The organism is Nocardia barduliensis, from assembly GCF_013315795.1.
Taxonomy (GTDB): domain Bacteria; phylum Actinomycetota; class Actinomycetes; order Mycobacteriales; family Mycobacteriaceae; genus Nocardia; species Nocardia barduliensis.
Genome location: NZ_JABLTE010000016.1, coordinates 29,167 through 55,431, shown reverse-complemented (window position 1 = coordinate 55,431; position 26,265 = coordinate 29,167). Strand labels below are relative to the sequence as shown.

Below are 26,265 nucleotides of genomic sequence, written 5' to 3'. Positions count from 1 at the left end.
AAGATCATCAAACATGCGAACCTCGGCTCACTTATGAGTTGAACGCGAGGCGATTCCCATGTCACCATCAACGCCAACGGGCGAACCGGCACGCCCGCGCGAGGTATAGGAGAAGCGCATGCTGCGGACCAGGTTCACCGAGAAGTTCGGGGTGCAACACCCGATCGTGCAGGGCGGCATGATGTGGGTCGGACGCGCCGAACTCGTCGCGGCCGTCGCCAACGCGGGCGGGCTCGGCTTCATCACGGCCCTGACCCAGCCGACGCCGGACGACCTGCGCCGCGAGATCGAGCGCACCAGGGAGCTGACCGACAAGCCGTTCGGCGTGAACGTCACCATCCTGCCGTCGATCAACCCGCCGCCGTACGCGGAATACGTGCAGGCGATCATCGACAGCGGCGTCAAGATCGTCGAGACGGCGGGCAGCAACCCCGAGCCGTTCCTGCCCTACTACAAGGACGCGGGCATCAAGGTGCTGCACAAGTGCACCAGCGTGCGGCACGCGCTGAAGGCCGAGCGGATCGGCGTGGACGGCGTGAGCATCGACGGCTTCGAGTGCGCGGGCCATCCCGGTGAGGACGACGTCCCCGGCCTCGTGCTGATCCCGGCCGCCGCCCGCGAGCTGAGCATCCCGATGATCGCCTCCGGCGGCATCGCCGACGCCCGCGGCCTGGTCGCCGCGCTCGCCCTCGGCGCGGACGGCGTCAATATGGGCACCCGGTTCCTGTGCACGCAGGAGTCCTCGATCGATGAGAAGGTCAAGGAGAAGATCGTCGCGAACTCCGAGCGCGACACCCAGCTCATCTTCCGCACCATGCGCAACACGGCGCGGGTGGCGGACAACGAGATCAGCCGCAAGGTCGTGGAGATCGAGAAGGCCGGCGGCACCTTCGACGACGTGCGGGACCTGGTCGCCGGAGCGCGCGGCCGCCGGGTGTTCGAGGAAGGCGATCTGGACGCGGGCATCTGGTCGGTCGGCCTGTGCCAGGGCCTGATCCACGACATCCCGACCTGCGCGGAGTTGATCGGCCGGATGGTCACCGAGGCCGAAGAGCTGATCACGGCCCGTCTCGCCGGGACCGTAGTGGTCGGCTGACCGGAGTCACTTGGCCGCGCGGGCGGCGACGGCGGCGTAGTCGTGGCTCGCGATGAGTTCGATGCCGTCGGGCAGCGCGTGCAGGCGGTGGATGGTGGTGAAGGCGGCGTCCCGGTCGGCGTCGAACAGCTTGCCCGGCATCGGCGCCTTCTCCCGCAGCAGATCGACCTGCAACTTGCTCCAGACGGCGTCGCCCGCGAACAGCACGCGGCTGCCGTCGTCCACCGCGAGCAGCACGCCGATACTGCCGGGCGTGTGACCCGCGAGATCCACCAGCAGCACCGAACCATCGCCGAACAGGTCTTTGCTGCGGGGAAAGGTGAGCACCGGCGGTCCGTCCAGCTCGAAACGGTCGAAGCCGCGCCCGCGCAGCGGGCCGCGCGCCACGCCCGCCGGTGCGTGCGGACCGCCCATCGCCCAGTCGTATTCGACTCCGGGCAGCCGGATCTGCACCGCGGCGGGCAATTCCAGCAGGCCCGAGACGTGATCCCAGTGCAGGTGGGTGGGCACCACGAAATCGATGTCCTCGCCGGCGATGTCGTGCGCGGCGAGCGCGTCGGACAGACCGAGCACCGGCTTGTCCGGCGCGACGAGTAGCGGGACCGGGAACGGCAGTTCCGGCAGCACGCGGTCGTGTACGCCCGCGCACAGGGCCGGATCGATCAGAAAGCGCGCCTTCGGGTGCTCGACCAGGAACGCCGCCATCGACAGCCGCATCTCCCGCAGGCTGCGCACCCCCTCGGCCACGATGGTGGCAGGCGCGGACATGGTGGCCTGCGTCAGCACGGTCAACCGGACCGCGGCGCTCGCGGCGGGCGGCGGCAGCGCTTCGAGGCTCGCCAGCAGCGCGGTGTCCGGACGGCGCGGCCGCAACAACCGGCCCGGCGTGGCCGCCAGCGCGGCGCAGCAGCGCAGCAAGGTGGGCAGAGTCGGCGTGCGTTCGGCACGGGCGGCGGCACCGCTGTCCGGTTCGGTCACGACGCCACGGTATGTGATCCCCTCCGGTTCGCGAAAGACCGGACAGGCAGCGGAAACGCGACCTTGCCCCGCGCGATTTCTCCGGCATAATCGCGTGGGTACCGTTCTTCAGTGGGGTAGCAACGGCCGGGAGACGGGGAGGGAGGACGCGATGCGGCCCAGTCTTCCGGACGGGCACAGCGGTGCGCAGGAGAACGAAGGTTCGCTCGGCTGTCACCGGCGCACCGCGCTCACCTGTGCCGCTGTTCTGGCTGTCGCGGATCTACTAGGCGTCGACGCCGCCGCGGTGTCGACCAGCTCGCCCTTTACCGATCTCGGCCTCAGTTCCACTCAGCTCGCGAGGCTGACCGCCCAACTCGAGGATGCCATGGGAGTCGAGGTTCCGCTGACCGCGATCTACGACCATCCGGACATCGAACAGCTTGTCGAGTATCTCGCGATGCGATGAGTGGCGCGCCTTCTGATTCCGTCGGCTCGCATCCACCCGTCTCCATCATCGGCATCGGCTGCCGACTGCCCGGAGCGGCGAGCGTCGCCGAGTTCTGGCAGCTGCTGGTGGAGGGCCGGGACGCGACGTCGACCCCGCCCCCGGGGCGGCTGGGCTCCCGGCGCGGCGGATACCTCGACGACGTCGAGTCCTTCGACAACGACTGGTTCGCCATCTCCGACCGCGAGGCCGCGGTCATGGATCCGCAGCAGCGGCTCGCGCTGGAAGTCGCGGTGGAGGCGCTCGACGATGCCGGGATCGGTTATCGCGCACGCGGTTGCGGCGCCGCCGTCGTCTTCGGCGCGTCGGGATACGACCACGGCATCGCGGTGCTCGGCCGGGCCGGTCACGACGCCCCCTACGCGGTGACCGGGTCCGCGCTCAGCATCATCGCCAACCGGTTGTCCTATGTGCTCGATCTGCGCGGCCCGAGCCTGGTGCTCGACAGCGCCTGCTCGTCCTCGCTGGCCGCGGTGGACCTCGCGGTCCGGCTGCTCGCCGACGGCACGGTCCCGTTCGCCATCGTGGGCGGGATCAATCTCGTTTTGCTGGAGCACACTTCGGACTATTTGGCCGAGGGCGGGTTCCTCTCCCCCGGTGGCCGGTCGGCGCCGTTCGACGTCACTGCGGACGGCTACACCCGCGGTGACGGTTGCGCCGTAGTGGTCTTGCAGCGCAGCGCGGACGCGGTGCGCGAGGGCAACCGGGTATACGCGGAGATCGTCGGAACCGCCGTCGGGTCCGACGGCCGTTCGAACGGCTTGTACGCGCCGAACGGCCGCGCGCAGCAGGAGACGCTGCGCACCGCGTGGTCGCGGGCCGGGTATCCGCCCGGGCGCGCGGGCTACATCGAATGCCACGGCGCCGGAACGCCGTTGGGCGACGCGGTGGAGGTCGGCGCACTCGCCGCCGCCCTGGGCGACGGTGCGGACGATCCGGTCTGGATCGGCTCCGTGAAGTCCAACATCGGGCATCTCGAGGCCGCCGCAGGTGTCACCGGGATGGTGAAGGCCGCGCTGTCCATCCACCACGGCGTGATCGCCCCGACGATCAACGTCCACACCGAGCACCCGCTGCTGCACCTGGCCGAACGGGGGCTGCGCGTGCCGGCCGAACCGGTGGACTGGGGCCCCGTGCCCGCCCCGCGACGGGTGGCGGGCGTCAGCTCGTTCGGATTCGGCGGCACGATCGCGCACATCGTGCTGCGCGGCGTCACGCCGGCCCCGCCCGAGGGTGGCGAACACTTCCCGGTGCTGCTGCCGCTCACCGCACGCGACGAGGGGGAACTGCGCGAGCGCGCCCTGCGGCTGGCCGACGCGGTGGACGAGGCCCGGCCGTCGTTGCGCGCGCTGGTTTCGTCGACGGCCCGGTTGCTTCCCGAGCCGACCCGGGCCGCGATCCTCGCGCAGGACCACGGCGACGCGGTGCACCGGCTGCGAGCCTTCGGCCGCGGCGACGCCGAGGCGGCGCTCGGCCCCGTCGCGCACCGCCGCCGCGGCGGCCTGCTGTTCCTGTTCTCCGGGCAGGGCGGCCAGCATCCCAAGATGGGCCGCGCGCTGGCGGCGCGGTATCCGGTCTTCGCCGCCGCGCTCGCCGAGACCACCGAGGCGATCGTGGCGGCGGGCGGACCGCGGATCTGGACGCCGCGGCACGGTTTCACCTCGGCGGGCCACGCGCAAGCCACCGATCTGGTGCAGCCCGCGGTGTTCGCGTTCCAGGTGGCTCTGGTGAAACTGCTTGCGGCGTGGGGAATTCGGCCCGACGCGGTGGCCGGGCACAGCCTCGGCGAGATCGCGGCGGCGGCCGTGAGCGGCGCGCTGTCCCTCGCGGACGCGGCGCGCGTGGTGGTGCTGCGCAGCGCGACCTTGGCCCATCTGGACGGCCACGGCGCGATGGCGGTGCTGGAGGCCGCCCCGGACGAAGCGGCGAAACTCGTGGAGCCGATGCGCGCGGAGGTAGCCGTCGCCGCGGTCAACGGCCCGAGGTCGGTGGTCGTGTCGGGCACGCCACGCTATGTCGACACGCTGGTGCGCCGAGCCATCCGCCGCAACATGTTCGCGCGCAGGCTCGCGGTGGACTTCGCCGCGCACAGTCCGCAGGTGGCCACTGTGCTCGCACCGTTCGTCGCGGCGCTGACCGAGATCACCCCGCTGACGCCGCGCGTGCCGGTCTACTCGACGGCCCGGCGCGGCGCGAAGCTGACCACGGCGGTCATGGACCGCGACTACTGGGCCCAGAATGCGGCGGGCACGGTGCAATTGGCCGCCGCCATGGAGTGCGCGGCCGACGACGGGATCGCGACGGTGGTCGAGATCGGCCCGCATCCGGTGTTGCTCTCGGCGGTGCGGGAGTATCCCGACTTCCGCGACAGCACGCATGCCATGGCGCTGCGCGACGACGAGGCGGGCGGCTTCCTCACCGGCTTGGCACGGCTGTACCTGGAGGGGCGGCCGGTCGACTGGTCCGCGCTCGGCCCGTTCGGCACGCCCGCACCGCGAAGGTGGCGCAGGCGGAAGTTCCCGCTGCTGGTGGCCGGACCAGCGAGCGCGCACATCCCCGAAACCGCCTTCGAGGCCGAGGATCTCACCCAGCACGTGGTGCAGGGCGAGGGCACCGTGCCCGCCGTCTTCTGGCTGCGGCGGCTGCTGCACCTCGCCAGGAACACCGCCGGTGCGGCCACCCTGGCCGACTTCGCCGTGCACGAGTGGACCGATCCGGGCGCACTGCCCGAGGTGGTCTATCGGGGGCCGGGGGCGGAGGAAAGCGTGCGGGCGGAGGTCACGGGCACCGGGACGCTGGCTTCGGCCCGGCCCGCCGGTGACCCCACACCCGCGGATATCGTCGCATGGATGCGGGTGGTCGACGCAAATCGGGCCGCCCGCCACCATATGCGCGTCATCACCACCGGCGCCTTCTACCAGGAGTTGCGCCGCAGGCGGCTGGAGTACGGTCCGCGATTCCGGGCGCTGCGCGGTATCGCCGCGGGCACCGGCCGGGCGCTGGGCCTGTTCGACGCCGCCGAATTGGACCGCACCGCAACGCTGGACGGCTGCCTGCACGTGCTCGCCGCCGCGGTGTTCGACGAGTTGCCGGCGACATCGATTCCGCTGCCGACCGGCATGGACTCGGCCTGGCTGTCGAACGAGCCGAATCGCCACGTGCTCGAGGTGCACGCGCTGATCCGGGAGCGCGGCGAGACCGGACTGGTGGGCGACGTCATCGCGACCGATCAGCACGGCGTGCCATGTCTCGCCTTCTCGGGTGTGCACATCCGTTACGCCAGTCCCGGCACCGAGGAGGAACTCGGTGCGGTCCGCGCGACTCGCGCCGAGCACGACGCGCAAGCCGCGCCCTTCCGCCAGGAGGCATGGGCAACGCGTGATCCCGAGACGCTCGGGCTCGGTGCCGCCCCCGTTGCCCAGCCCCTGGTACGGCGAGCGGTGGTGGTCGGCGCCTCCGACCTCGCGGTCCGGCTCGCCCGCGCACTCGGCGCCGAGGTGCCCACCGAACGCATCGCCCGCGAACCCGACGAAGCGCGCTCGCTCGTCGCCGCCGTGCTGACCGGGCGCGACGGCGGTCACGCCGTCGCGGTGGTCTGGCCCCCGGATTCCGCGGCGAGCGCCAGCGCCGCCGTAGCGACCGGTCGGGTTCTGGAATTGCTGCAACTGGTCTCCGCTCACGACGCCACCGCCTCCGTGACCGTCGTTCTGCCGCGGGATCGAGCGCACTCGCCGGCCTCGGAAGCGGGCCCGCCGACCTCGGTCGAGGCCGCGGCGATCGCGGGGCTCGTGCGCTCGCTGCAGCTCGAGACCGGCCGGACCGTGCGGTTGGTCTGGACTGATGCCGACCCAAGGAACGTAGCGCTGCTCACCGGCCTGGTGACAGCCACCGACAGCGCGGTCCCCGACGAGTCGCGCTTGTCGGCGGGCGAGATCGCCGTCCGGCGCTTCACACCCGCGCGAGCGCGAGCGCTGCCGGTCGCGGGGGTGGACGCGAGTGGAACCTACGTCGTCACCGGCGGGCTGGGCGCCCTCGGTTCGGTCGCCGTGCGCTGGCTGCTCGAGGCGGGCGCACGAGACGTCGTGGTGCTGACCCGCGCGCCCCGCCCGGTGCCCGCACTGCTGGACGGCCTGGAGGACCGCATCGTCGTGGTGCGCTGCGACGCCGCCGATCGGGACGACCTGGCCAACGCGCTGAGCGACATCCGCGCCTCCGACTCGGCGATCCGCGGCGTCGTGCACGCGGCGGGCGCGCTGGAGGACGCGGCGTTCGACGCGGTCACCGCAGGTCAGCTGGCCAGGATGTTCCTGCCACGAGCCACCGCGGCGGCCAACCTGATCGAACTCACCGCCACCGACGCCACCGACTTCGTCCTGCTGTTCTCCTCGGCCACCGGCGCGCTCGGAGCGCCGGGGCAGGCCGCCTATGCCGCCGCCAGCGCGGCGATGGACGCCCTGGCACAGCACGATCCGGGCAGACGGATTCTCAGCATCGGCTGGGGCCTGTGGGATTCCGGCCTCGCCGCGGCGGCCGGCGGGGCCGCTCATCTGCGGCGAGCGGGCATCGGGTCGTTCGACCTGCGCCGGGGAAGCGCCGTACTGTCCCAAGCTCTGCGCTATGACGGCCCGTATCTGCTCGCGCTGGATCACACCCCGACCGCCGACACGTCGCCGATCGCGCTGCGCTTGGCGAATCTGCTCGTGCCGAGGCTCGATTCGAGTCCAGCTCCCACCCGGGACACCGCGCCCGCGCCACCGGAGCCTGCCGAACCGCTGACCACGATCATCCGCCGCGTGCTGGCCAGCACGCTCGACCTGCCCGCCGAGCACATCGACCCCGCGGCCGACTTCAACGACCTCGGGCTCAGCTCACTGCTCGCGATCGAGATGCGACGGAATCTGGAATCCCGGCTGCGCGTCCGGATCGCTACCGCGGAACTGTTCAAGCACCCGACCATCACCGCCCTGGGGGCGGCCCTGCTCGATCGGGTCGCCGCGAACCCCGGAGAGACTTCGTGACCACCGCCGACCGCCCGGCAGGCGATAGTCTCGCGACCGCCGTGGCCGCGTGGGCTGCCACCCGGCCGGACGAACCGGCCTGCACCGAACTGCGCTTTCGAGTGCGGGAACGCGTGCCCGTCACGCTGACCTACGCCGGCCTGCACGCCGCTGCTGCCGCGCTGGCCGCGCGACTACGGCAGGACAGCGCCCCCGGTGACCGAGTGGCCATCCTCTGCGCCCACGGAGTCGACTACGCGGTGGCCTTTCTCGCCTGCCTGTACAGCAACCGGGTCGCCGTGCCGCTGTTCCCGGCCGCGGGCGCACGCAATCGCGACCGCCTGCACGCCGTCCTCGCCGACGCCAGGCCCACGCTCAGCCTGCTGTCGGCCCACGACGAGTACACCGCGCCGACCCTGGGTCCCGCACTGGGCCGCGTGCTCGCCTTGCCGCCGCATCCGGCCGTACCCGAATGGGATTCGGCCGGACAGATCGTGCCCGCCGCACGATCCGTGCTGGCGACGGCGGGCGTCGCCGATCCGGTGTCCGGCTCGGTGCAGACACATCTCATCGCGCCGGGCGCGGATTCCCCCGCGCTCGACATCGCGACCGAATCCGTCATTGATCCGGTTTCCGACGAGCTGGCATATTTGCAGTACACCTCCGGATCGACCAGTTCCCCCGCGGGCGTCCGGGTAACGCACGAGAACCTCGCGACAGCGTTGACGCAGCTCGGGCACGCCATCTCGACCGCAGCCGATCGGCCCGTCGTGACCTGGCTGCCCTTCTTTCACGACATGGGTCTGATCCTGGGCCTATCGCTGCCCCTCTTCCTGGGCGTGCACGGCGTCACGCTGGCACCCGCGGAGTTCGTGAAGCGCCCCATCCGCTGGTTGCGCGCGATCGCCGACTACCGCGCCGGTACCACGGGGTGCCCCAATTTCGGGTTGAAGCTCGCGGTTTCGGGCACCACCCCGGCCGAGCGGGCCGGGCTGGACTTGTCCGGACTGGACATCCTGCTCAACGGCTCCGAGCCGGTCCGCGCCGATGCGCTCGACGAATTCACCAAGACCTTCGGCCCGTACGGTTTCCGTCATCACGCGCACACCCCTGGCTTCGGCTTGGCCGAGGCCACCCTCACGGTCACCGTCTGCGACCAGAACGAGGCCCCGGTGTGGCACCACTTCGACCGTGCCGCGCTGGCCGAAGGGCGCGCGGTCGTGTTACCGGACGCGGCGGAATCCCGCGGCGGTGTGGCGCTGGTCGGGTGCGGCGCACCGGCCGGACAAGAGCTGCGGATCGTCGATCCGGTGGACGGGACCGTGCGGCCCGCGGGACGAGTCGGCGAGATTTGGGTGGCCGGTAGCAATGTGTGCGACGGATATTTCGGCAGGCCGGATGCCACCGAGGAGATCTTCGGCGCCACACTGCCCGGCAGTGTCGTTCGCTGGCTGCGCACCGGTGATCTCGGATTCCAGCACGAGGGCCAGCTCTACATCGCCGGACGCCGCAAGGACGTCATCGTGGTCGACGGACGCAATCACTATCCCGCCGACATCGAGGCCACGGTGCAGGGATGCGCTGCGGAGGTCAGGGCAGGGCATGTGACGGCGTTCGGGCATGACGACGGACTGCGCGAAGACCTGGTGGTGGTCGCCGAACTCGTCACGGGCGACGGCGGCGAACCCACCGAACTCTTCGCCTTGGCCCGCCGCATCCGCACCGCGGTCGCGTCCACACACGAGGTGATGCCCGGTGCTGTACTGCTGGTAGAGCCGGGACGCATTCCCAAGACCAGCAGCGGAAAGCTCCGCCGCGGCGAATGCCGGGCCCGTTACCTCGCAGGCCAGCTACAGCCGGTCGCCATGATCTGACACCGACCGTAAAGCCCGATCACCTGTGCGATGTCGGCGAGAGCACCTGGCCCCACCGCCTTCGCGGTTCGTGCGACGCGAACCGGAGGCAGGCGGTTCAGGACTCGTCCCGGCCCATGAGGCGATCGGTCTCGCGGCGCTCTCGTTTGGTGGGCCGCCCCGCGCCGCGATCCCGGCGCGGCATGCTGGCCAGGATTTCGCGGGGTGGCGGAGGAGGGCTGCGATCGATCAGGCATTGCGCGGCGATCGGCGCGCCCACACGCTTGGTGACGATTCGCTCCACGATGACGATGCGCTCGACGCCGCCCGCACGGATGCGCACCTCGTCACCGGGGCGTACCGACTGCGCGGGCTTGGCCGGGGCGCCGTTCACCCGAACGTGCCCACCGCGACACGCCTCCGCGGCAGCGGATCTTGTCTTGAACAGACGCACCGCCCAGGTCCACGAATCGACGCGGGCCTGGGTCGGGGTGTTCTGGATGCCGGATTCGGCGCGGGCCACTCGTCAGACGATACGGCGTGCGGTGACCACCATGTCGGGGCGCAGCGGCGTGTAGGACACCGGCGTACCCGACTGCACCGCATTGAGGAGCTTGTTGTCGCCGGCGTAGATGCCCGCGTGACCGCCGCCGTTGGTGATGACGATGTCGCCCGGCTGCAGGTCGTGATAGGCAACCGGAGCGCCGACGTGCGACTGCTCGAAGCTGGTGCGGGGAAGTTCGACACCCGCCTGGCGGAACGCCCACTGGACGAGACCGGAGCAGTCGAAAGCGCGCGGTCCGGCGGCGCCCCAGGAGTACTGGGCTCCGACCTTGGTCCTGGCGGCGTCGAGGGCGACCTCACCGGCGGTGTTGCTCTGCTGCTGGCCGAACAGGCCCGGCAGCATCGGCGCGAAATTGGGTGCCTGGGGAGCGACCGCTTGCGGTCCGGGGGCAGGGGCGGCGGGAGCGGCCGCGAGCGCCTGCTGAATCTGCTGGTTGAGTTGCTGGACCGGCTGTTCCCATTCCTGCGGAACGTCGAAGTTGCCGACCCCGGGAACGTTGATGGTCGCGGCCATGGCCGGAATCGCGGGCATGGCGCCGGTCGCGGCCACCGCACCCATGACTATCGCACCCTTGACGGAATTCGGTACCCGAGAATCCCGCTGCAAGCTGTGTTTACCCACCGAGCTACGTCTCCGATCTTGCTGCTCTTCCGCCGACCGGGTTAGCTGACGGGTTCGGACCGGGAGAGCGGCCCTACCTCGCGGCCGAAATGGCCGCAAGGATTCACCCCAGACGAACCTGTGGGTCCCCGGCACGACAGCCGAGACCGGTTGGCCCCGACAGCCGTTTAGGCGGTAACTCGTGGCGCCGTTTCTCTTACGAAGCGACTGGTTCCACTAAGTCACGAGAAGATTACGGTGCCGACGCGGTGTTGTCCAGCGCACAGAGCTGCATCTTTTCCGGGCTCCGGGGTAACCCGCGCAAGATCGGCGGAAAACGGTCGCGGGCGCGGGTCACGAACCGATCTCGTCTCACGGCGACAGGTCACCGAACGGACATCGCGCGCCGGGATGGCGGCGCGCCGCTCAGGCTCGAGCGTCGCGCACCGCGCGTTCGAGCTCATCGATCCTGCGGCGCGCATCGGCCAGTTCGACCTCGAGCCTGCCCAGCGCCATGACCAGCGGACCGACCGCGAGATCGGCTACCAGTTGCGGATCGTCGTAGCCACGTTCGATCGCAACGAGGATGTTGGAACGGATGCGCTCGGCCACCGTGGCGCCGGCCGGAACGTTCCAGGACCCGACCACTTCGGCGATGCTGGCGGAAGTCGGTTCGTCGGACATGCCCCTCCGTTCCCGCGCGATAGACGCGCGACCATTCTGGCGAACCGCCGCAGACGTGACGACCAGCGGCGAGAGCCATAGTGCAATACCGTCCGCTAAGGCTCTCTAGGACACGCCGTAGACGTGCCCAGATTATTCGGACCGAACGCGCTACGGTGTCGGGGCATGGACCCCGTGCGCAATCCGTATGCCCCTGGCGCGGGACAGCGCCCACCCGAATTGGCCGGGCGCGACAAACAACTCACGGCCTTCGACATAGTGCTCGAACGCGTCGCGCGCGGCCGACCGGAACGCAGCGTCGTGCTCACCGGTCTGCGCGGAGTGGGAAAGACCGTGCTGCTCAACCAGCTTCGCTCGGCCGCGATATCGCGCGGCTGGGGCACCGGCAAGATCGAAGCGCGGCCGGACCAGGAATTGCGCCGCCCACTGTCCTCGGCGCTGCACATGGCGGCGCGGGCGATCGCCACCTCGCACCGGAATCCGGAACGGGTGGACGATTTCCTCGGCATCCTCAAGGCTTTCGCGTTGCGCGCCACCGCGGACAAGGGCATGCGGGAACGCTGGCAACCCGGCATCGACGTCCCGGCGGTGAGCGGACGGGCCGATTCCGGCGACATCGAGATCGATCTGGTGGAACTGCTGGTCGAGGCGGCGGCGCTGGCCGGCGACATCGGCGTCGGCATCGCGATTTTCATCGACGAAATGCAGGATCTCGGACCGGCGGACATCTCCGCGATCTGCGGCGCGTGCCACGAACTGAGCCAGGACGCCGCGCCGCTGATCGTGGTCGGCGCGGGTCTTCCGCATCTGCCCGCGGTGCTGTCCGCCTCGAAGAGCTACTCCGAGCGACTATTCAGCTACCATCGCATCGATCGGCTGGACCGGGAATCGGCGGACCAAGCGCTGATCGCGCCCGCGCAACGGGAAGACGTGAAGTTCACCGACGAAGCGCTGGACGCGCTGTATCGCAAAGCTGATGGCTACCCGTATTTCGTGCAGGCGTACGGCAAGGCCACGTGGGATCAGGCGCCGGAGAGTCCGATTACCGCCGAGGACGTCGAAGTGGCCTCGCCCGCCGCCGAAGAGGAGCTGGCGGTCGGGTTCTTCGGCTCCCGTTACGAGCGGGCAACACCGGCGGAACGGGAATACATGCGTGCCATGGCCGACCTGTCCGGCGACGACGGTCCGGTGGCGACCGCGGCCGTGGCCAACGAACTCGGCCGCAAACCGGCCTCGCTCTCACCCGCTCGCGACGGCCTGATCAAGAAGGGCCTCATCTACTCCGCCGAGCGCGGCACGATCGGCTTCACCGTGCCGCACTTCGGCCGGTATCTGCGCTCGGTCTGACCGCCCCCCGGCCGGGGCCGGTCGATTGCTCGGTATTCGCCTGTCTTCCATGATCACTAGATATTCGTAGATATCTGTCGACCAGCAGGGCTACCGGTGGGTAACAAACCCTCCTACACTCGGATGTGATCCTGCTCACGTCCGAGGGAGGACATCATGGCGACAGCCGCGAAAGTCGACGCCACCGAAGAACAGGCCCGCGCACTGGTCGAGGAGTCCCGCGAAACGAGCTGGGCCAAGCCCTCGTTCGCCAAGGAGATGTTCCTTGGCCGGTTCCGGCTCGATCTGATCCATCCCTACCCCCAGCCGGGGGCCGAGGACAGCGAGCGGACCGAGGCGTTCCTGGCCCGGCTGCGGACACTGTGCGAGTCCATGGACGGCTCGGTGATCGAAGCGGAGGGCCGGATCCCGGAGGAGTACGTCAAGGGCCTGGCCGAACTCGGCTGCTTCGGACTGAAGATCCCGCAATCGTATGGCGGCCAGGGCCTTTCCCAGCTCGGCTACAACCGCGCGCTGATGCTGGTCGGCTCGACGCACCCGAGTCTCGGCGTGCTGCTGTCCGCGCACCAGTCCATCGGCGTGCCCGAACCGCTCAAGCTGGCGGGCACCGAGGAGCAGAAGGCCGAGTTCCTGCCGCGCTGTGCCGCCGGAGCGGTCAGCGCGTTCCTGCTCACCGAGCCCGATGTCGGCTCCGACCCGGCCAGGATGGCCAGCACCGCGACCCCCACCGAAGACGGCGAAGCCTACGTCCTCAACGGCGTGAAGCTGTGGACGACCAACGGCGTGGTCGCCGAACTGCTGGTGGTGATGGCGCGGGTGCCCAAGAGCGAGGGGCATCGCGGCGGCATCTCGGCGTTCGTGGTCGAGGCCGATTCGCCGGGCATCACGGTGGAGCGGCGCAACTCCTTCATGGGCCTGCGCGGCATCGAGAACGGCCTGACCCGGATGCACGACGTCCGGGTGCCGAAGCGCAACCTGATCGGACGGGAGGGCGACGGGCTCAAGATCGCGCTCACCACGCTGAACGCGGGCAGGCTCGCCATCCCCGCGCTGTGCACCGCCGCCGCCAAGTGGTCGTTGAAGATCGCGCGGGAGTGGAGCACCCAGCGCGTGCAGTGGGGCAGGCCCGTCGGCGAGCACGCCGCGGTCGGCGAGAAGATCGCGTTCATCGCGGCCACCACGTTCGCGCTCGAAGCGGCACTCGACCTGTCGGCCACCATGGCCGACGAGGGACGCAACGACATCCGGATCGAAGCGGCGCTGGCCAAGCTGTGGGCCAGCGAGATGAGTTGTCAGATCGCCGACGAACTCGTGCAGATCCGCGGCGGCCGCGGTTACGAGACGGCCGCGTCGCTCGCCGCGCGGGGCGAGCGGGCCGTCCCCGCCGAGCAGCTGGTACGCGACCTGCGGATCAACCGCATCTTCGAGGGCTCCAGCGAGATCATGCGGCTGCTGATCGCCCGGGAGATGGCCGACGCCCACATGGCGGCCGCGGGCGCGCTGGTCGACCGGAAGGCCGAGTTCAAGGACAAGGCGAAGGCGGCGGTCGGCGCGACGGGGTTCTACGCCAAGTGGTTCCCGCAGCTGGCCGTGGGAGCGGGCACGGTGCCGGCGACCTACACCGAATTCGGGGTGCTGGCCCGGCACCTGAGGTTCATCGAGCGCAGTGCGCGCAAGCAGGCGCGGTCGCTGATGTACGCGATGGGCCGCTGGCAGGCGGGGCTGGAATACCGGCAGAACTTCCTCGGCCGGATCGTCGACATCGGCGCCGAGCTGTTCGCCATGTCGGCGGCTTGCATGCGCGCCGAGTCGATGCGCGCCGCGGGAGCGCCGGAGAGCAAGGCGGCCGAGGAGCTGGCCGACACCTTCTGCAGGCAGTCGCGGCTGCGAGTGCGCAAGCTGTTCGACGCGTTGTGGGAGAACACCGATGACGACGACCGCACCCTCACCCGCGGCGTGCTCGACGGCCGCTACGAGTGGCTGGAGGACGGGGTGCTGGATCCGAGCGAGGGCACCGGGCCGTGGATCGCGGAGTGGCAGATGGGTCCGTCGACCGAGGAGAACCTCTTGCGCCCGTTCCTGCCCTCGACGCGCACCCGAGCCTGAGCGGCGAGGGACGTCACCAGTGCATTATTCGGCAGTATCGGACTTCTCCTAGAAAGCCGCAGATCCGCCTCGCGACTCGCGCGGGGCGGATCCTGTGCGTGCCTCATCGGCAAAATCTAAAGCACTCTATTGATTCGCCTATCCTTCCGTAGATTATCCGGACGAATGCCTTGGCGACCGTGCGATCGACCGGCAGCCTCAGTTGGGCAACGTGTGCATAACGGCAGGTGTGGGCCGTTAACGATATGGAAATTCAGCTCGACAACCGGGCAAGAAGCGCCTGCCGGGCGCCTCGCCCCAGGAGAGTGCCATGTCCACGCTCAGCGCCCGCCGCGCCGCCGATTACGACGGCCACCGCGTCACAGTGTCGACCGAAGACGGTGTTCCCCTCGCGGTCCGCGTCTTCGGCGCCGCGGATGCCCCCGCCACCGTCGTCTTCGTCCACGGCCACTGCCTGCACACCGAATCCTGGTCCTACCTGCGTGAACACCTGCTGCAGCTGTGGCGAAGCGACACCAGGATGGTGTTCTACGACCATCGCGGCCACGGCGCTTCCGGCGTGGCGCATCCCTCGACCTACACCATCGAGCAACTGGGCCACGACCTGGACACCGTGCTGCGGACGGTCGCGCCGACCGGGCCGGTGATCCTGGTCGGCCACTCGATGGGCGCCATGGTGGTGCTCGCCTACGCCCGGCTGTACCCGGAGGCCATCGGCACCCGGATCGCCGGCGTCGGGCTGCTCGCGGGGGCGGCCAACGCGATCACCGAGGTGGGGCTCGCGCGCCTGCTGAACCGCCGGGTGGTGACCTCGTTGCAAGCGGCCGTCCTCCGCGCTCCGCGTGCGATGCGGAGTTCCCAGCGACTGACCCGCCGCGTGCTGGCGCCGCTGCTGCGCGAAGCCAACTCCGGCGCCAGGAAGATGAATCCGCGGATGGCCGCACTGGCCACCGCCATGCTGAGCGATACGCCCCTGCTGACCATGGCCGGCTTCCTGCACTCGCTGATCACCTTCGACGAGACGGCGACACTGCACCGCCTCGGCGCCATCCCCGCGCTGGTGCTGGCGGGCTCGGCCGACCTCATCGTGCCGTTCGCCCACTCGGTGGCGCTGGCCTCCCAACTGGCCGGGTCCGAACTGGTGCGCCTGGAGGGCGCCGGGCACAGCGTGATGCTGGAGCGGGCCGAAGAGGTCGCGCTGTCCATCGCGGCGCTCGTCGAACGCGCCTTCGCCACGGTACGCCCCCACACCGACTACATGGCCGCTGGCTGACCTTCGGCAGCGAGCGCCACTATCGGATTTCGGCCGCGCACGAGCCAGGAGCGGATTCTTTCGGTACTGTGTTGTAGATCACGTTGTGTGGTGGGTCACACAGCTCGGTGTCGCGCGGTCCGAGGCAGAGGGCAACCGCGCGTCACGGCACCGAGCTGGCATGTCCGCCAGGAAATCAGGAGGAATCGATGACTCGCAGCGAATTTGCGGACCTACGCTACGCGGTCGGCCAGCTCCGGCAATCCATCGGCGTACTGCGCACCCAGTTCGGCGACGCCAGCACGGTGCGCCGGCTGGAGAACGATCTCGAGCGCCTCGTCATCGACGCCGACGAACTCGAGCAGTCTCCGCCGCCGGAGGTACGACGCCGCCCCCAGGACGTCATCTACGTCCCGGACAGCAAATCCGACGAGGCCGCCTGGATGGGTGCGCAAGACGAGGGGCTGGGCTTCCACTCCCGGCCACGGACGAAGTAACCCGGGTTGGGCGGCACGCGCCGCCCAATTCGGTGCGTCCCGGTCCGACTCGCCGTGTCGGCCACACGCGTGATGGCGACCCGCCCCGCGAGGGCCTGAGCCCGCGGCGACCGCCGACTTGCACCCCGCTCGGCGGTGCTCCGGCCGCGGCCGAGAACGAGCAGTTTCAGACCTAGCGTTCTCCCGAGTGCGGGCAGCTCGGCAGCAAACCACGCGATGGGCCGTCGCGTCGACGCACGGGCTCCCGACGGCAAAATCGCAACCGACGGCGGTGCGACCGGCCATGAAGGCCATCGCAACCGGGCCGAGCCCCGCCGCCCACACCGGCGCTGAGATGGACCCGCCCCGGACCGAGCGCATACCGGCCCACCTCCGCAAACAGCCGCGCAAAGCTCGTTTCGTTCCTGTCATCGAGCAGTGCCCAACCGTTGCCGCCGCTGCGAAGTCCGGCCACTCGATGTGCCATTCGAGCCCCGACCCTCCCCGTACTCGGGACCACTCGAAACTCGTTCCGCACGAATCGAGTTCGAAAAGTCCGGTTGGCCCGCTACGCGGCGTAAGCAATCATGCGGCGCACCAGATGTGGCGTAAATCATACGGTTGACGGCGGCGCGGGTTTGTCGAGACCCCGTTCGACCAATAGCGGACGTGTCGTATGGTGCTCAGCATCACATTCGATTGCGGAGGTAACGATGACCACCCGCACACAAGATCAGCGAGGCATCCACCTGTGAGTGCCGCACCGACCGCCGCCCCGGAAGCGGGCAACGGCGTATTCAGCAGAACAAGGGCCCGAATCTCGGAACGCACATTGCGCACCGACCGTTGGTGGATCCCCCCACTCGTCACGGTGCTCGGCCTTGGCGCGTTCCTTGTCTACGGCTTGATCAGATCGTATGTGCGCACGGCATATTGGGTTCCGGACTACCACTATCTGACGCCCTTCTACTCGCCGTGCCTGAGCACGTCGTGCGTGCCGGGCTCGAGCCATTTCGGGACGCCCTTCGGCGAGCTGCCCGCGATTCTGCCCCTCGGCTTCGTGGTGCTGCCCTTCCTGCTCGGCTTCCGCCTGACCTGCTACTACTACCGCAAGGCCTACTACCGGTCGGTGTGGTTCTCCCCGCCCGCCTGCGCCGTGGCCGAGCCGCACGCGAAGTACACCGGCGAGACCAAGTTGCCGCTGATCATCCAGAACGCGCACCGCTACTTCTTCTACGTGGCCGTGGTCGTCTCGGTGATCAACACCTACGACGCCATCGCCGCGTTCCACGGCAAATCCGGCGGCTTCGGTTTCGGCCTCGGCAATATCGTGCTGCTCGGCAACGTGATCCTGCTGTGGGCGTACACGCTGTCCTGCCACTCGTGCAGGCATATCGCCGGCGGACGGTTGAAGAACTTCTCCGCGCATCCGGTGCGCTACTGGTTCTGGACTCAGGTCTCCAAGCTGAACACCCGGCACATGGCACTGGCCTGGACCACCCTCGGCACGCTCGTGCTGACCGACTTCTACGTGATGTTGGTTGCCAGCAACACGATTTCGGACCTGCGGTTCATCGACTGACCGCCAAATCGAGGAGTTTCTCTGCATGGCAGAAGTGGAACGGCACAAGTACGACGTCGTCGTGATCGGAGCGGGCGGCGCCGGGTTGCGGGCGGTCATCGAAGCCAGGGAACACGGCCTGTCCGTCGCCGTGGTCTGCAAATCGCTGTTCGGCAAAGCTCACACCGTGATGGCCGAAGGAGGCTGCGCGGCGTCGATGGGCAACGCCAACGAGAAGGACAATTGGCAGGTTCATTTCCGCGACACGATGCGGGGCGGCAAGTTCCTCAACAACTGGCGCATGGCCGAATTGCATGCTCAAGAGGCGCCGGACCGGGTGTGGGAACTGGAAACCTACGGGGCGCTGTTCGACCGCACCGCGGACGGCCGCATCAGCCAGCGTAATTTCGGTGGTCACACCTACCCGCGGCTCGCGCACGTCGGTGACCGCACCGGTCTCGAGATCATCCGCACCATGCAGCAGAAGATCGTCTCGCTGCAGCAGGAGGATTTCGCGGAGACCGGCGACTACGAGAAGCGCATCAAGGTGTTCGCCGAGTGCACCATCACCGAATTGCTCAAGGACGGCGATCGCATCTCCGGCGCGTTCGGCTACTGGCGTGAATCCGGGCGCTTCATCTTGTTCGAGACCCCGGCGGTGGTGCTGGCGACCGGCGGCATCGGCAAGTCCTACAAGGTGACCTCGAACTCCTGGGAGTACACCGGCGACGGGCACGCGCTGGCGCTGCGCGCGGGCGCGACGCTGATCAATATGGAGTTCCTGCAGTTCCACCCGACCGGTATGGTCTGGCCGCCCAGCGTGAAGGGCATCCTCGTCACCGAGGGCGTTCGTGGCGACGGCGGGGTGCTGAAGAACACCGAAGGCAAGCGGTTCATGTTCGACTACATTCCGCCGGTCTTCAAAGGGCAGTACGCCGAGACCGAGGAAGAGGCCGATCAATGGCTGCGCGACAACGACTCGGCGCGGCGCACGCCGGATCTGCTGCCGCGCGACGAGGTCGCCCGCGCGATCAACGAAGAGGTCAAGGCCGGACGCGGCACCGAACACGGCGGCGTCTACCTGGACATCGCCTCCCGGATGCCTGCCGAGGAGATCGTCCGGCGGCTGCCCTCGATGCACCATCAGTTCAAAGAACTCGCGGACGTGGACATCACCAAGGAGCCGATGGAGGTAGGGCCGACCTGTCACTACGTGATGGGCGGGGTGGAGGTCGACCCGGACACCGGTGCGGCCACGGTGCCCGGCCTGTTCGCGGCGGGCGAGTGCTCCGGCGGCATGCACGGGTCGAATCGGCTGGGCGGGAACTCGCTGTCGGACCTGCTGGTGTTCGGCCGCCGGGCCGGCCTCGGCGCCGCCGCCTATGTGGAACAGCTCAACTCGCGGCCGTCGGTCTCGGAGGACGATGTCTCCAAGGCCGCGACGGCCGCGGTAGCGCCGTTCGATCCGCCCGCCGACGGCAAGGGGGAGAACCCCTACACCTTGCACACCGATTTGCAGCAGACGATGAACGACCTGGTCGGCATCATCCGCAAGGAGCACGAGGTTCGCGAGGCGATCGACAAGCTCGCGCAGCTGCGTGCCCGATTCCGTCACGTGACTGTCGAGGGCCATCGCCAGTTCAATCCCGGCTGGCATCTCGCGCTCGATCTGCAGAACATGCTGCTGGTCAGCGAATGCGTGGCGCACGCGGCGCTGTTGCGGACCGAGAGCCGCGGCGGGCACACCCGGGACGACCACCCGTCGATGGATCCGGATTGGCGGAACAAGCTCCTGGTCTGCGCGGTAGACCCGGGCACGGCCGGGGAGCCGATCCCCGACGTCACGGTGACGCGCAAGGAACAACAACCGATGCGATCGGACCTGCTCGCCCTTTTCGATCTCGGCGAGCTCGAAAAGTACTACACACCGGATGAACTCGCCGGGCACCCGGCCGCGGCCGGGCATTCGACGGAGCGAGAGGCGTAACGATGGGTTACGACGCCAAATTCCGCGTATGGCGCGGCGATCTCGACGGCGGAGAACTGCACGATTTCACCGTGCTGGTGAACGAGGGCGAGGTGGTGCTCGACATCATCCACCGGTTACAGGCCACGCAGGCGCCCGACCTGGCGGTGCGCTGGAACTGCAAGGCGGGCAAGTGTGGTTCGTGTTCGGCCGAAGTGAACGGGCGGCCGCGGCTGCTGTGCATGACGCGGATGTCCACTTTCGGTGCGGACGAGGTGATCACCGTGACGCCGATGCGCACCTTCCCGGTGGTCAAGGACCTCGTGACGGACGTGTCGTTCAACTACGAGAAGGCGCGACAGATACCGTCGTTCACGCCGCCCGCCGACCTCAAACCGGGCGAGTACCGGATGAAGCAGATCGATGTGGAGCGTTCGCAGGAATTCCGCAAATGCATCGAGTGCTTCCTGTGCCAGAACACTTGTCACGTGGTACGCGACCACGAGGAGAACAAGACAGCGTTCGCGGGGCCGCGCTATTTGATGCGGATCGCCGAACTCGAGATGCATCCGCTGGACGTCGGCGATCGGACCGAACTCGCCCAGGACGAGCAGGGGCTCGGCCTGTGCAACATCACCAAGTGCTGCACCGAGGTCTGCCCGGAACATATCAAGATCACCGACAACGCGCTCATCCCGATGAAGGAACGCGTGGCCGATCGCAAATACGACCCCGTGGTGTGGCTGGGTAACAAGCTGTTCCGTCGTTAGGACGACGAGACGACCGGCCGGGAAGAATCCCGGCCGGTCGGCGCACCCTTACAGCATTGCCACTACACCGAGGGCGACGATCCACACCAGCAGGCCGACCAGCAGCGCCGACCACAGCGAGTTGGTGAGGACGAAGACTCCGACCGCCGACACCGCGAACAACAGTGCGACGATCAGCCATTCCACCCAATCGTCCGGCCGCAATTTCTTGTACCGGGGATGGGAGCTCTTGAGCCCACGGTCCACGAATAAGAGCTACCCGCATTTCAGCCGGGGCAAACATCTTTTCGTTGCCGAATATCCGTCATTTCGTGATCTTCGAGGGCCTAACGCGGCCGATCGAACTCACCGTCGTGCACCCCGGCCGTGAAAGCGGCCCACTCTCCGGGGGTGAAGACCAGCACCGGCCCGTCGGGGTCCTTCCCGTTGCGTAGGCCCACGTGTCCGTCGGCGAGCAGCGCCACCTCCACGCTGTCGTTGCCCGACCCTTCTCCGGCCTTCCGCCACGTGGCGCCGGTCAGGTCGATGTTCGCGTTGCCTTGAATGCTCACGAATTGGACTCCTTCGCTGTCTGCCGGAGCAGACCTGTACGGACCGAGAATCCAGCACACCGGCTGGACGCATTCACGCGCGCCCGATAGTACCGCCGCTGAACGGCACTGTCGGGCGAACAACGAGGCCGGATAACCCGGCCTGCGATGTCGGCCGGACACGACGATTCCGGCCGAACACGCAGCGGTATCGCGAGCCCTCAGCGGCGGCGCTGCGCCGGCTCGGCCCACGCACGGATAGCCGCGACCACCACACGGCCGGACGGGCGAAACCGATTGCGCGGCGGCACGATCCACCGGCGGATGGCGCCGACCGACGCCGTCGGAGACGGCAACGCGATCGTCGATCCGGTGCGAGAAACCGACACGTCCAGCCGGAACAACTCCGCGAACAGGCGCGTATCGCTTTCGGGCAGGTCCGGCGCGATCAGGAAGGTCCACCGATTCGAACGCGGGTGGGCCAGGATCGGGCCGAGTTGAACGCTCTTGCTCTGCATGTGCGCCTTGACCGCCTGCCCCAGGCTGCTCGGCATGGTCAACGCCCAGACCGATCCGGCGCGCATCACGATCCGACCGATTTCCGGTGGGTCGACAACGGCGGGAAGGTCACATTCGCGCCGATAGAACTGGCATCTGGACCCTGGTGTATCCCCGAGTGGCCTCTGCTTCACCGACAACCCCCTGCAGTTGTAGTTCGACAATTAGTGGTGCGCCATACCGAAAGCCCCTGCGATCCGACTGCGCCCCCGCTCGTGCCGAGGTGCATACGGAGATGGCGCTACCCTTAGTTTCGCGTTGCCGCCGCCCGGAGAAACTGATAAAGACAGTGCAAAACTGGGAAAAATGTTTGCGCTGCCGGATGTGCGTGAACGCTTCAGTGCCAGCTGTGGTCGGTCAGCGGGGTGCGCGGGCCGAACTTCGGTTTGTGGAATTGGCCGCTGATTTCGAGCAGGCGAATCGCCCGATAGCGGTGCGGACGCAGCGGTTCCAGATATTCGACCATCGCGTCGTCGTCCATCGGACGGCCGAGCAGGGTCCAGCCGACAGCGGCGGCGAGGTGGTAATCGCCGACCGACAGCGCGTCCGCGTCGCCGAAAGCCCGCTGCGCGATCTCCGCGGCGGTCCACACCCCGATACCGGGGACGCTGCGCAGCATGCGCGCCGCCTCGGCCGGATCGACCCGCGCCGCACGCTCCAACGACTCGGCGATCCGTGCCGCGCGCACGATGGTCTGCGCGCGCTGCGGTCCGACATTGGCCCGGTGGTAGACCCAGGAGGGGATGCGCCGCCAGGTGTCGGCGTCCGGCGGCAGCAGCATTCCCTCCGGCGCGGGGCCCGGAGCGGGTTCGCCGAACCGCCGCACCAGCTTGCGCCACGACGCCCGCGCGGAGACGGTGTGCACTTTCTGCTCCAGCACGGCGGGCACCAGGGCTTCGAAGACCAGACCGGTGCGCAGCATGCGCAGGCCGGGGAAGCGGCGATGGGCGTCGGCGAGTTTGGGATGATCGGGAAGGAACGCCGAGACGTCCTCGTCCAGACAGAGCAGACGCTCGATGCCGTCGAGGAATTCCGCCGCGCCCGGCCCCCAGGCACGCGCCTGCACCGCGCACGGGCCGGACTGCGTCAATCGGTAGGTGACCGGCCCGGTCGGCAAACGGGAGGCGTGCCAGTGCGCGCCGTCGGCGGTCACTCGGTGGCACGGATCGCCTGCGCCGCGGCCGAGCGGCGCGACGGTGCACGTCAGATCGATCGGACGATCCGTGGTCACGGTCCGGCTCGCTGCCGGCTCGACCGTCACGCTGCGCACCCGCATCATTCTGCCCGGTGCGACGCGCGGGGGCGCGTCCCCCTCCGGTCGGGTGGCGCGGATTATCATCCGAGCCACACCATAAGGCTTTTCATACCGTTCGCGCATAAGCGGAGTTCTCGCTATCGGATGTAACAGCGCGTGATTCGGGGCGATATCGATTTCGATCGGCAAATAGTTGGCAGAAGCCATGACGGAGGTTCTGGGATGATCACCAATGTGCTCAACTGGTTGCTCAACGCCTGGGGTGGGGTTTTCGCGGGCAGTTCGGGTTACCAGATTCCGCCGGGCACCCTGCCGTTCGGTAGCTGAACCACGCCGCGCGCCCGCTCGCGTCCGCGCGGGCGCGCGAAAGGGTCACCGCCCCAGGAGGAATTGCGCGATATGTCGCGCCTGCCGCCCGGCAAGGGCAGTGGCCTGGGTGCGGCAGGAGAAGCCGTCGGCGAGGAGAATCGTGTCCTCGCCCGCGGCGCGCAGCGCGGGCAGCATGCCGTTCTCGGCCACCGCGACCGAAATGTCGTAATGGCCGTCCTGCATTCCGAAGTTTCCCGCCATACCGCAGCATCCGGTGATTTCCGTCACCCGCACACCCATACTGGCTAATAATTGGCGATCGGTCTCGAATCCGAGAATCGCGTGCTGGTGACAATGCGGCTGGACCACCACGGATTGCCCGATTCGCGTAGGTGGGCGCCAGGTGGGCTGTTCGGCGAGGAACTCGGCGAGGGTGCGCACCGCGGCGGCGGTCGGGGCGGCTCTCGGGTCGTCCGGCAACAGTTCGGTCAGGTCGCCACGCAGGACCGCGGTGCAGGACGGTTCCAAACCGACGATCAGGCCGCCCGATCGGACGTGGTCTTCCAGTGCCGTCAAAGTCGCCCGTAACCGCGCACGGGCGCCATCGAGCTGTCCGGTGCTGATCCAGGTGAGCCCGCAGCAGACGCGGCGCTCGGGGATCCGGACGCGGTAGCCCAGCGTGGCCAGCAGCCGGGCCGCCGCCAGCGCGATCTCCGGGTCGAACGCGTCTGTGAAGGTATCGATCCACAGCATCACCTCGCCGGAACCACCCACCCCCGCCCGCGCTTCGGGCGCATAGGACGACTCCGCCAGCAGAGCGCCTTCGTCCAGGTCGCGCCAGATCCGGCGAAAACTGCGCCGGGCCAGGCGCGGTGCGTCTCGCCGCGGATCCATCCCCGCCGCTCGCAAACCGACCCGGCGCAATGCGGCCCGTCCGGCCAGCGCGTTGACCACCCGCGGCATCCGGCCTGCCACCGAAAGCCACCGGGGCAGCCAGCCGAGCGAGTAGTGATCCATCGGCCGCGGCCGATGACGGTAACGGCGATACAGCGTCTCCGACTTGTAGGTGGCCATGTCCACGCCCGCCGGGCAGTCCGACCGGCACGCCCGGCAGGACAGGCACAGGTCGAGCGACTCGGCCACGGCCGTCGACGACCAGGGCAGCGCGCCGCGCACCACCTCCTGCAGAATCCGCGCACGCCCGCGCGTGCTGTCCTTCTCGTCCTGGGTGGCCAGGTAGGACGGGCACATGAACCCGCCGTCGGCGCGGCATTTCCCCACGCCGACACAGCGATGGACCGCGATGCCCACATCGCCGCCGTCTTCCCCGAACGCGTAGCCGTTCGACGGCCGCACGCGCGGCAGTCCGGCCAGCCGGAGATCGGCGTCGATCGGGCGCGGTGCGACGAGCACGCCCGGGTTCAGGACGTCACCGGGATCGAACAGCGCCTTGTACCCGGCGAAGACGTCGAGCACCGCGGGGGAGTACATCACCGAGAGCAGTTCCGAGCGGGCTCGGCCGTCACCGTGTTCGCCGGAGAGCGAACCGCCGTGCCGGACGACCAATTCCGCGGCGTCGACGAGGAAAGCGCGGAAGCGGCGCGGCGCGTCGGCGATCGGGAGATCGAGGCGGACGTGGATGCAGCCGTCGCCGATGTGCCCGTACAGCAGCCCGTCGACGCCGTGGTCGCGGGTCAGCGCGGCGAAATCGCGCAGGTAGGCGCCGAGCCGCTCGGGCGGGACCGCCGCGTCCTCCCAGCCCGGCCATGCGGGCTGCCCGTCGGGCGTGCGGCCCGCCAGCCCGGCGCCGTCGGCCCGGATGCGCCAGAGCGCGGCGGCGGCGCCGGGATCGGTGACGATCCGGGTGTCCATCGCGCCTGCCCTCCGGCACAGTCGCTGCGCGACGGCCAGCGCGTCGGCCGGGGTCGCGCCCGCCGTCTCCACGAAGAGCCAACCGCCACCGCGCGGCAGGTCGGGCACCAGTCCCCGGTGCGCGCGGACCACGTCGACCAGCCGCGCGTCGATGCCCTCCACCGCGATCGGCGCGCAGGCGAGCACGGCGGCGACGTCGTCGGCCGCGGTGGCGATGTCCGGATAGCCGAGCACCGTCAGCACGGTGGCCGCGGGTAATCCGACCAGTTCGACCGTCGCGTCCAGCAGCAGGCCGCAGGTGCCCTCGCTGCCGACGAACGCCTTCGCCGCCGAGGCGCCGCGTTCGGGCAGCAGGTGTTCCAAGCCGTAACCGGAGGCCTGCCGATCGAAGCGCCCGAGATCGGTGCGCAGCACCGCGAGGTTCGCCCGGCTGAATTCCGCCAGGCCCGGGACCGAGGACAGGTCGGCGGCCAGCGTGCGTTCCACGCCGGTGCCGTCGAGGATGCGCAACGCGCGCACGGTGTCGGAGGTGCGGCCCCACGCGACGGCGCGCGGTCCGCAGGCGTTGTTGCCGATCATGCCGCCGAGCGTGCAGCGATTCTGCGTCGATGGGTCCGGTCCGAAGCGCAGGCCGTGCGGACGAGCCGCACGCTGCAATCGCGCCAGCACCACCCCGGGCTGCACGGTCGCGACCCGCTCGGCCGGATCGATCGCCACGATCCGGTTCATGTGCCTGCTGAAGTCGAGCACCAGCCCGGAGCCGATCGCGTTGCCCGCCACCGACGTTCCCGCGCCACGGGCGGTGACCGGCAACCCATGGCCGCGGGCGAATTCGAGGGTGACCGCCACGTCCTCGTCGGTTCGGGGGAAGACGACCGCGGCCGGGAGAACCCGATAGTTCGACGCGTCCGAGGCGTATTCGGCACGACGCCGGTCGGACGTGTCGACCTCGCCCGCGATACTGCCCCGCAGTGCCGCCATCCGGTTCTCGGTCACCTCGTAA

Annotated in this window: 20 protein-coding genes and 1 riboswitch; of the genes, 11 read left to right on the top strand and 9 right to left on the bottom strand. The window is 69.1% G+C overall.

Annotated features, from left to right (window positions below; all coding sequences use genetic code 11):
- Positions 1 to 118 precede the first annotated feature (118 nt).
- Positions 119 to 1,096, top strand: a complete 978-nt coding sequence (locus HOV91_RS09725) for an NAD(P)H-dependent flavin oxidoreductase (RefSeq protein ID WP_174185114.1) — start codon at positions 119 to 121, stop codon at positions 1,094 to 1,096.
- A 6-nt stretch (positions 1,097 to 1,102) separates the two neighbouring features.
- On the opposite strand, the gene HOV91_RS09720 is transcribed toward HOV91_RS09725, so the two are convergent.
- On the bottom strand, positions 1,103 to 2,074 hold the full coding sequence (locus HOV91_RS09720; RefSeq protein WP_312884539.1) for an MBL fold metallo-hydrolase: 972 nt from the start codon (positions 2,072 to 2,074) through the stop codon (positions 1,103 to 1,105).
- Between the two features lie 151 nt (positions 2,075 to 2,225).
- On the opposite strand from HOV91_RS09720, the gene HOV91_RS09715 reads away from it, so the two are divergent.
- Genes HOV91_RS09715 through HOV91_RS09705 form a run of 3 tightly spaced genes read left to right on the top strand, consistent with a single transcriptional unit; the run spans position 2,226 to position 9,432 of the window.
- Complete coding sequence (locus HOV91_RS09715) at positions 2,226 to 2,522, top strand: acyl carrier protein (RefSeq protein WP_174185113.1); 297 nt, start codon at positions 2,226 to 2,228, stop codon at positions 2,520 to 2,522.
- A complete protein-coding gene (locus HOV91_RS09710) occupies positions 2,519 to 7,579 on the top strand; it encodes a type I polyketide synthase (protein ID WP_174185112.1) in 5,061 nt (1,686 codons plus the stop codon). The genes HOV91_RS09715 and HOV91_RS09710 overlap by 4 nt, the downstream gene beginning before the upstream one ends.
- Complete coding sequence (locus HOV91_RS09705; protein ID WP_312884538.1) at positions 7,576 to 9,432, top strand: fatty acyl-AMP ligase; 1,857 nt, start codon at positions 7,576 to 7,578, stop codon at positions 9,430 to 9,432. The genes HOV91_RS09710 and HOV91_RS09705 overlap by 4 nt, the downstream gene beginning before the upstream one ends.
- Positions 9,433 to 9,529: 97 nt before the next feature.
- On the opposite strand, the gene HOV91_RS09700 is transcribed toward HOV91_RS09705, so the two are convergent.
- The 3 genes from HOV91_RS09700 to HOV91_RS09690 all read right to left on the bottom strand — a co-directional run bounded on the left by HOV91_RS09700 (position 9,530) and on the right by HOV91_RS09690 (position 11,260).
- Entirely contained in the window at positions 9,530 to 9,934 is a 405-nt protein-coding gene (locus HOV91_RS09700) for an RNA-binding S4 domain-containing protein (protein ID WP_312884537.1), read from the bottom strand.
- Positions 9,935 to 9,937: 3 nt separating this feature from the next.
- On the bottom strand, positions 9,938 to 10,534 hold the full coding sequence (locus HOV91_RS09695) for a C40 family peptidase (RefSeq protein WP_174185111.1): 597 nt from the start codon (positions 10,532 to 10,534) through the stop codon (positions 9,938 to 9,940).
- Between the two features lie 78 nt (positions 10,535 to 10,612).
- Positions 10,613 to 10,781: riboswitch (cyclic di-AMP (ydaO/yuaA leader) on the bottom strand.
- A 221-nt stretch (positions 10,782 to 11,002) separates the two neighbouring features.
- Positions 11,003 to 11,260, bottom strand: a complete 258-nt coding sequence (locus tag HOV91_RS09690) for a hypothetical protein (RefSeq protein ID WP_174185110.1) — start codon at positions 11,258 to 11,260, stop codon at positions 11,003 to 11,005.
- A 165-nt stretch (positions 11,261 to 11,425) separates the two neighbouring features.
- Between HOV91_RS09690 and HOV91_RS09685 the strand changes: the two genes are divergently transcribed.
- The 7 genes from HOV91_RS09685 to HOV91_RS09655 all read left to right on the top strand — a co-directional run bounded on the left by HOV91_RS09685 (position 11,426) and on the right by HOV91_RS09655 (position 20,738).
- Entirely contained in the window at positions 11,426 to 12,607 is a 1,182-nt protein-coding gene (locus tag HOV91_RS09685; protein ID WP_174185109.1) for an ATP-binding protein, read from the top strand.
- 156 nt (positions 12,608 to 12,763) lie between these two features.
- A complete protein-coding gene (locus tag HOV91_RS09680; RefSeq protein WP_174185108.1) occupies positions 12,764 to 14,713 on the top strand; it encodes an acyl-CoA dehydrogenase family protein in 1,950 nt (649 codons plus the stop codon).
- Positions 14,714 to 15,023: 310 nt separating this feature from the next.
- A complete protein-coding gene (locus tag HOV91_RS09675; RefSeq protein ID WP_174185107.1) occupies positions 15,024 to 15,986 on the top strand; it encodes an alpha/beta fold hydrolase in 963 nt (320 codons plus the stop codon).
- Between the two features lie 188 nt (positions 15,987 to 16,174).
- Complete coding sequence (locus tag HOV91_RS09670; protein WP_174185106.1) at positions 16,175 to 16,462, top strand: Rv0250c family protein; 288 nt, start codon at positions 16,175 to 16,177, stop codon at positions 16,460 to 16,462.
- A 730-nt stretch (positions 16,463 to 17,192) separates the two neighbouring features.
- The gene (gene sdhC, locus HOV91_RS09665) at positions 17,193 to 18,023 is read left to right on the top strand and encodes a succinate dehydrogenase subunit SdhC (protein ID WP_174185105.1); all 831 of its coding nucleotides are present in this window, start codon (positions 17,193 to 17,195) and stop codon (positions 18,021 to 18,023) included.
- Positions 18,024 to 18,048: 25 nt separating this feature from the next.
- Positions 18,049 to 19,989 carry a fumarate reductase/succinate dehydrogenase flavoprotein subunit gene (locus HOV91_RS09660; protein ID WP_174185104.1) on the top strand — a complete coding sequence of 647 codons (1,941 nt, stop codon included), beginning with the start codon at positions 18,049 to 18,051 and terminating at the stop codon, positions 19,987 to 19,989.
- Between the two features lie 2 nt (positions 19,990 to 19,991).
- Positions 19,992 to 20,738 (top strand): succinate dehydrogenase/fumarate reductase iron-sulfur subunit, encoded by a 747-nt coding sequence (locus HOV91_RS09655; protein WP_174185103.1) that lies wholly within the window; start codon positions 19,992 to 19,994, stop codon positions 20,736 to 20,738.
- A 48-nt stretch (positions 20,739 to 20,786) separates the two neighbouring features.
- Here HOV91_RS09655 and HOV91_RS09650 read toward each other — a convergent pair whose 3' ends face one another.
- The 5 genes from HOV91_RS09650 to HOV91_RS09630 all read right to left on the bottom strand — a co-directional run bounded on the left by HOV91_RS09650 (position 20,787) and on the right by HOV91_RS09630 (position 26,243).
- Complete coding sequence (locus tag HOV91_RS09650) at positions 20,787 to 20,984, bottom strand: hypothetical protein (protein WP_174185102.1); 198 nt, start codon at positions 20,982 to 20,984, stop codon at positions 20,787 to 20,789.
- An 80-nt stretch (positions 20,985 to 21,064) separates the two neighbouring features.
- On the bottom strand, positions 21,065 to 21,289 hold the full coding sequence (locus HOV91_RS09645; protein WP_051047084.1) for a DUF397 domain-containing protein: 225 nt from the start codon (positions 21,287 to 21,289) through the stop codon (positions 21,065 to 21,067).
- A 200-nt stretch (positions 21,290 to 21,489) separates the two neighbouring features.
- On the bottom strand, positions 21,490 to 21,852 hold the full coding sequence (locus tag HOV91_RS09640; RefSeq protein ID WP_246349950.1) for a DUF1616 domain-containing protein: 363 nt from the start codon (positions 21,850 to 21,852) through the stop codon (positions 21,490 to 21,492).
- A gap of 311 nt (positions 21,853 to 22,163) precedes the next feature.
- Positions 22,164 to 23,105 carry a DNA-3-methyladenine glycosylase family protein gene (locus tag HOV91_RS09635; protein WP_217440032.1) on the bottom strand — a complete coding sequence of 314 codons (942 nt, stop codon included), beginning with the start codon at positions 23,103 to 23,105 and terminating at the stop codon, positions 22,164 to 22,166.
- Between the two features lie 348 nt (positions 23,106 to 23,453).
- Complete coding sequence (locus HOV91_RS09630) at positions 23,454 to 26,243, bottom strand: FAD-binding and (Fe-S)-binding domain-containing protein (protein WP_174185149.1); 2,790 nt, start codon at positions 26,241 to 26,243, stop codon at positions 23,454 to 23,456.
- Positions 26,244 to 26,265 lie beyond the last annotated feature (22 nt).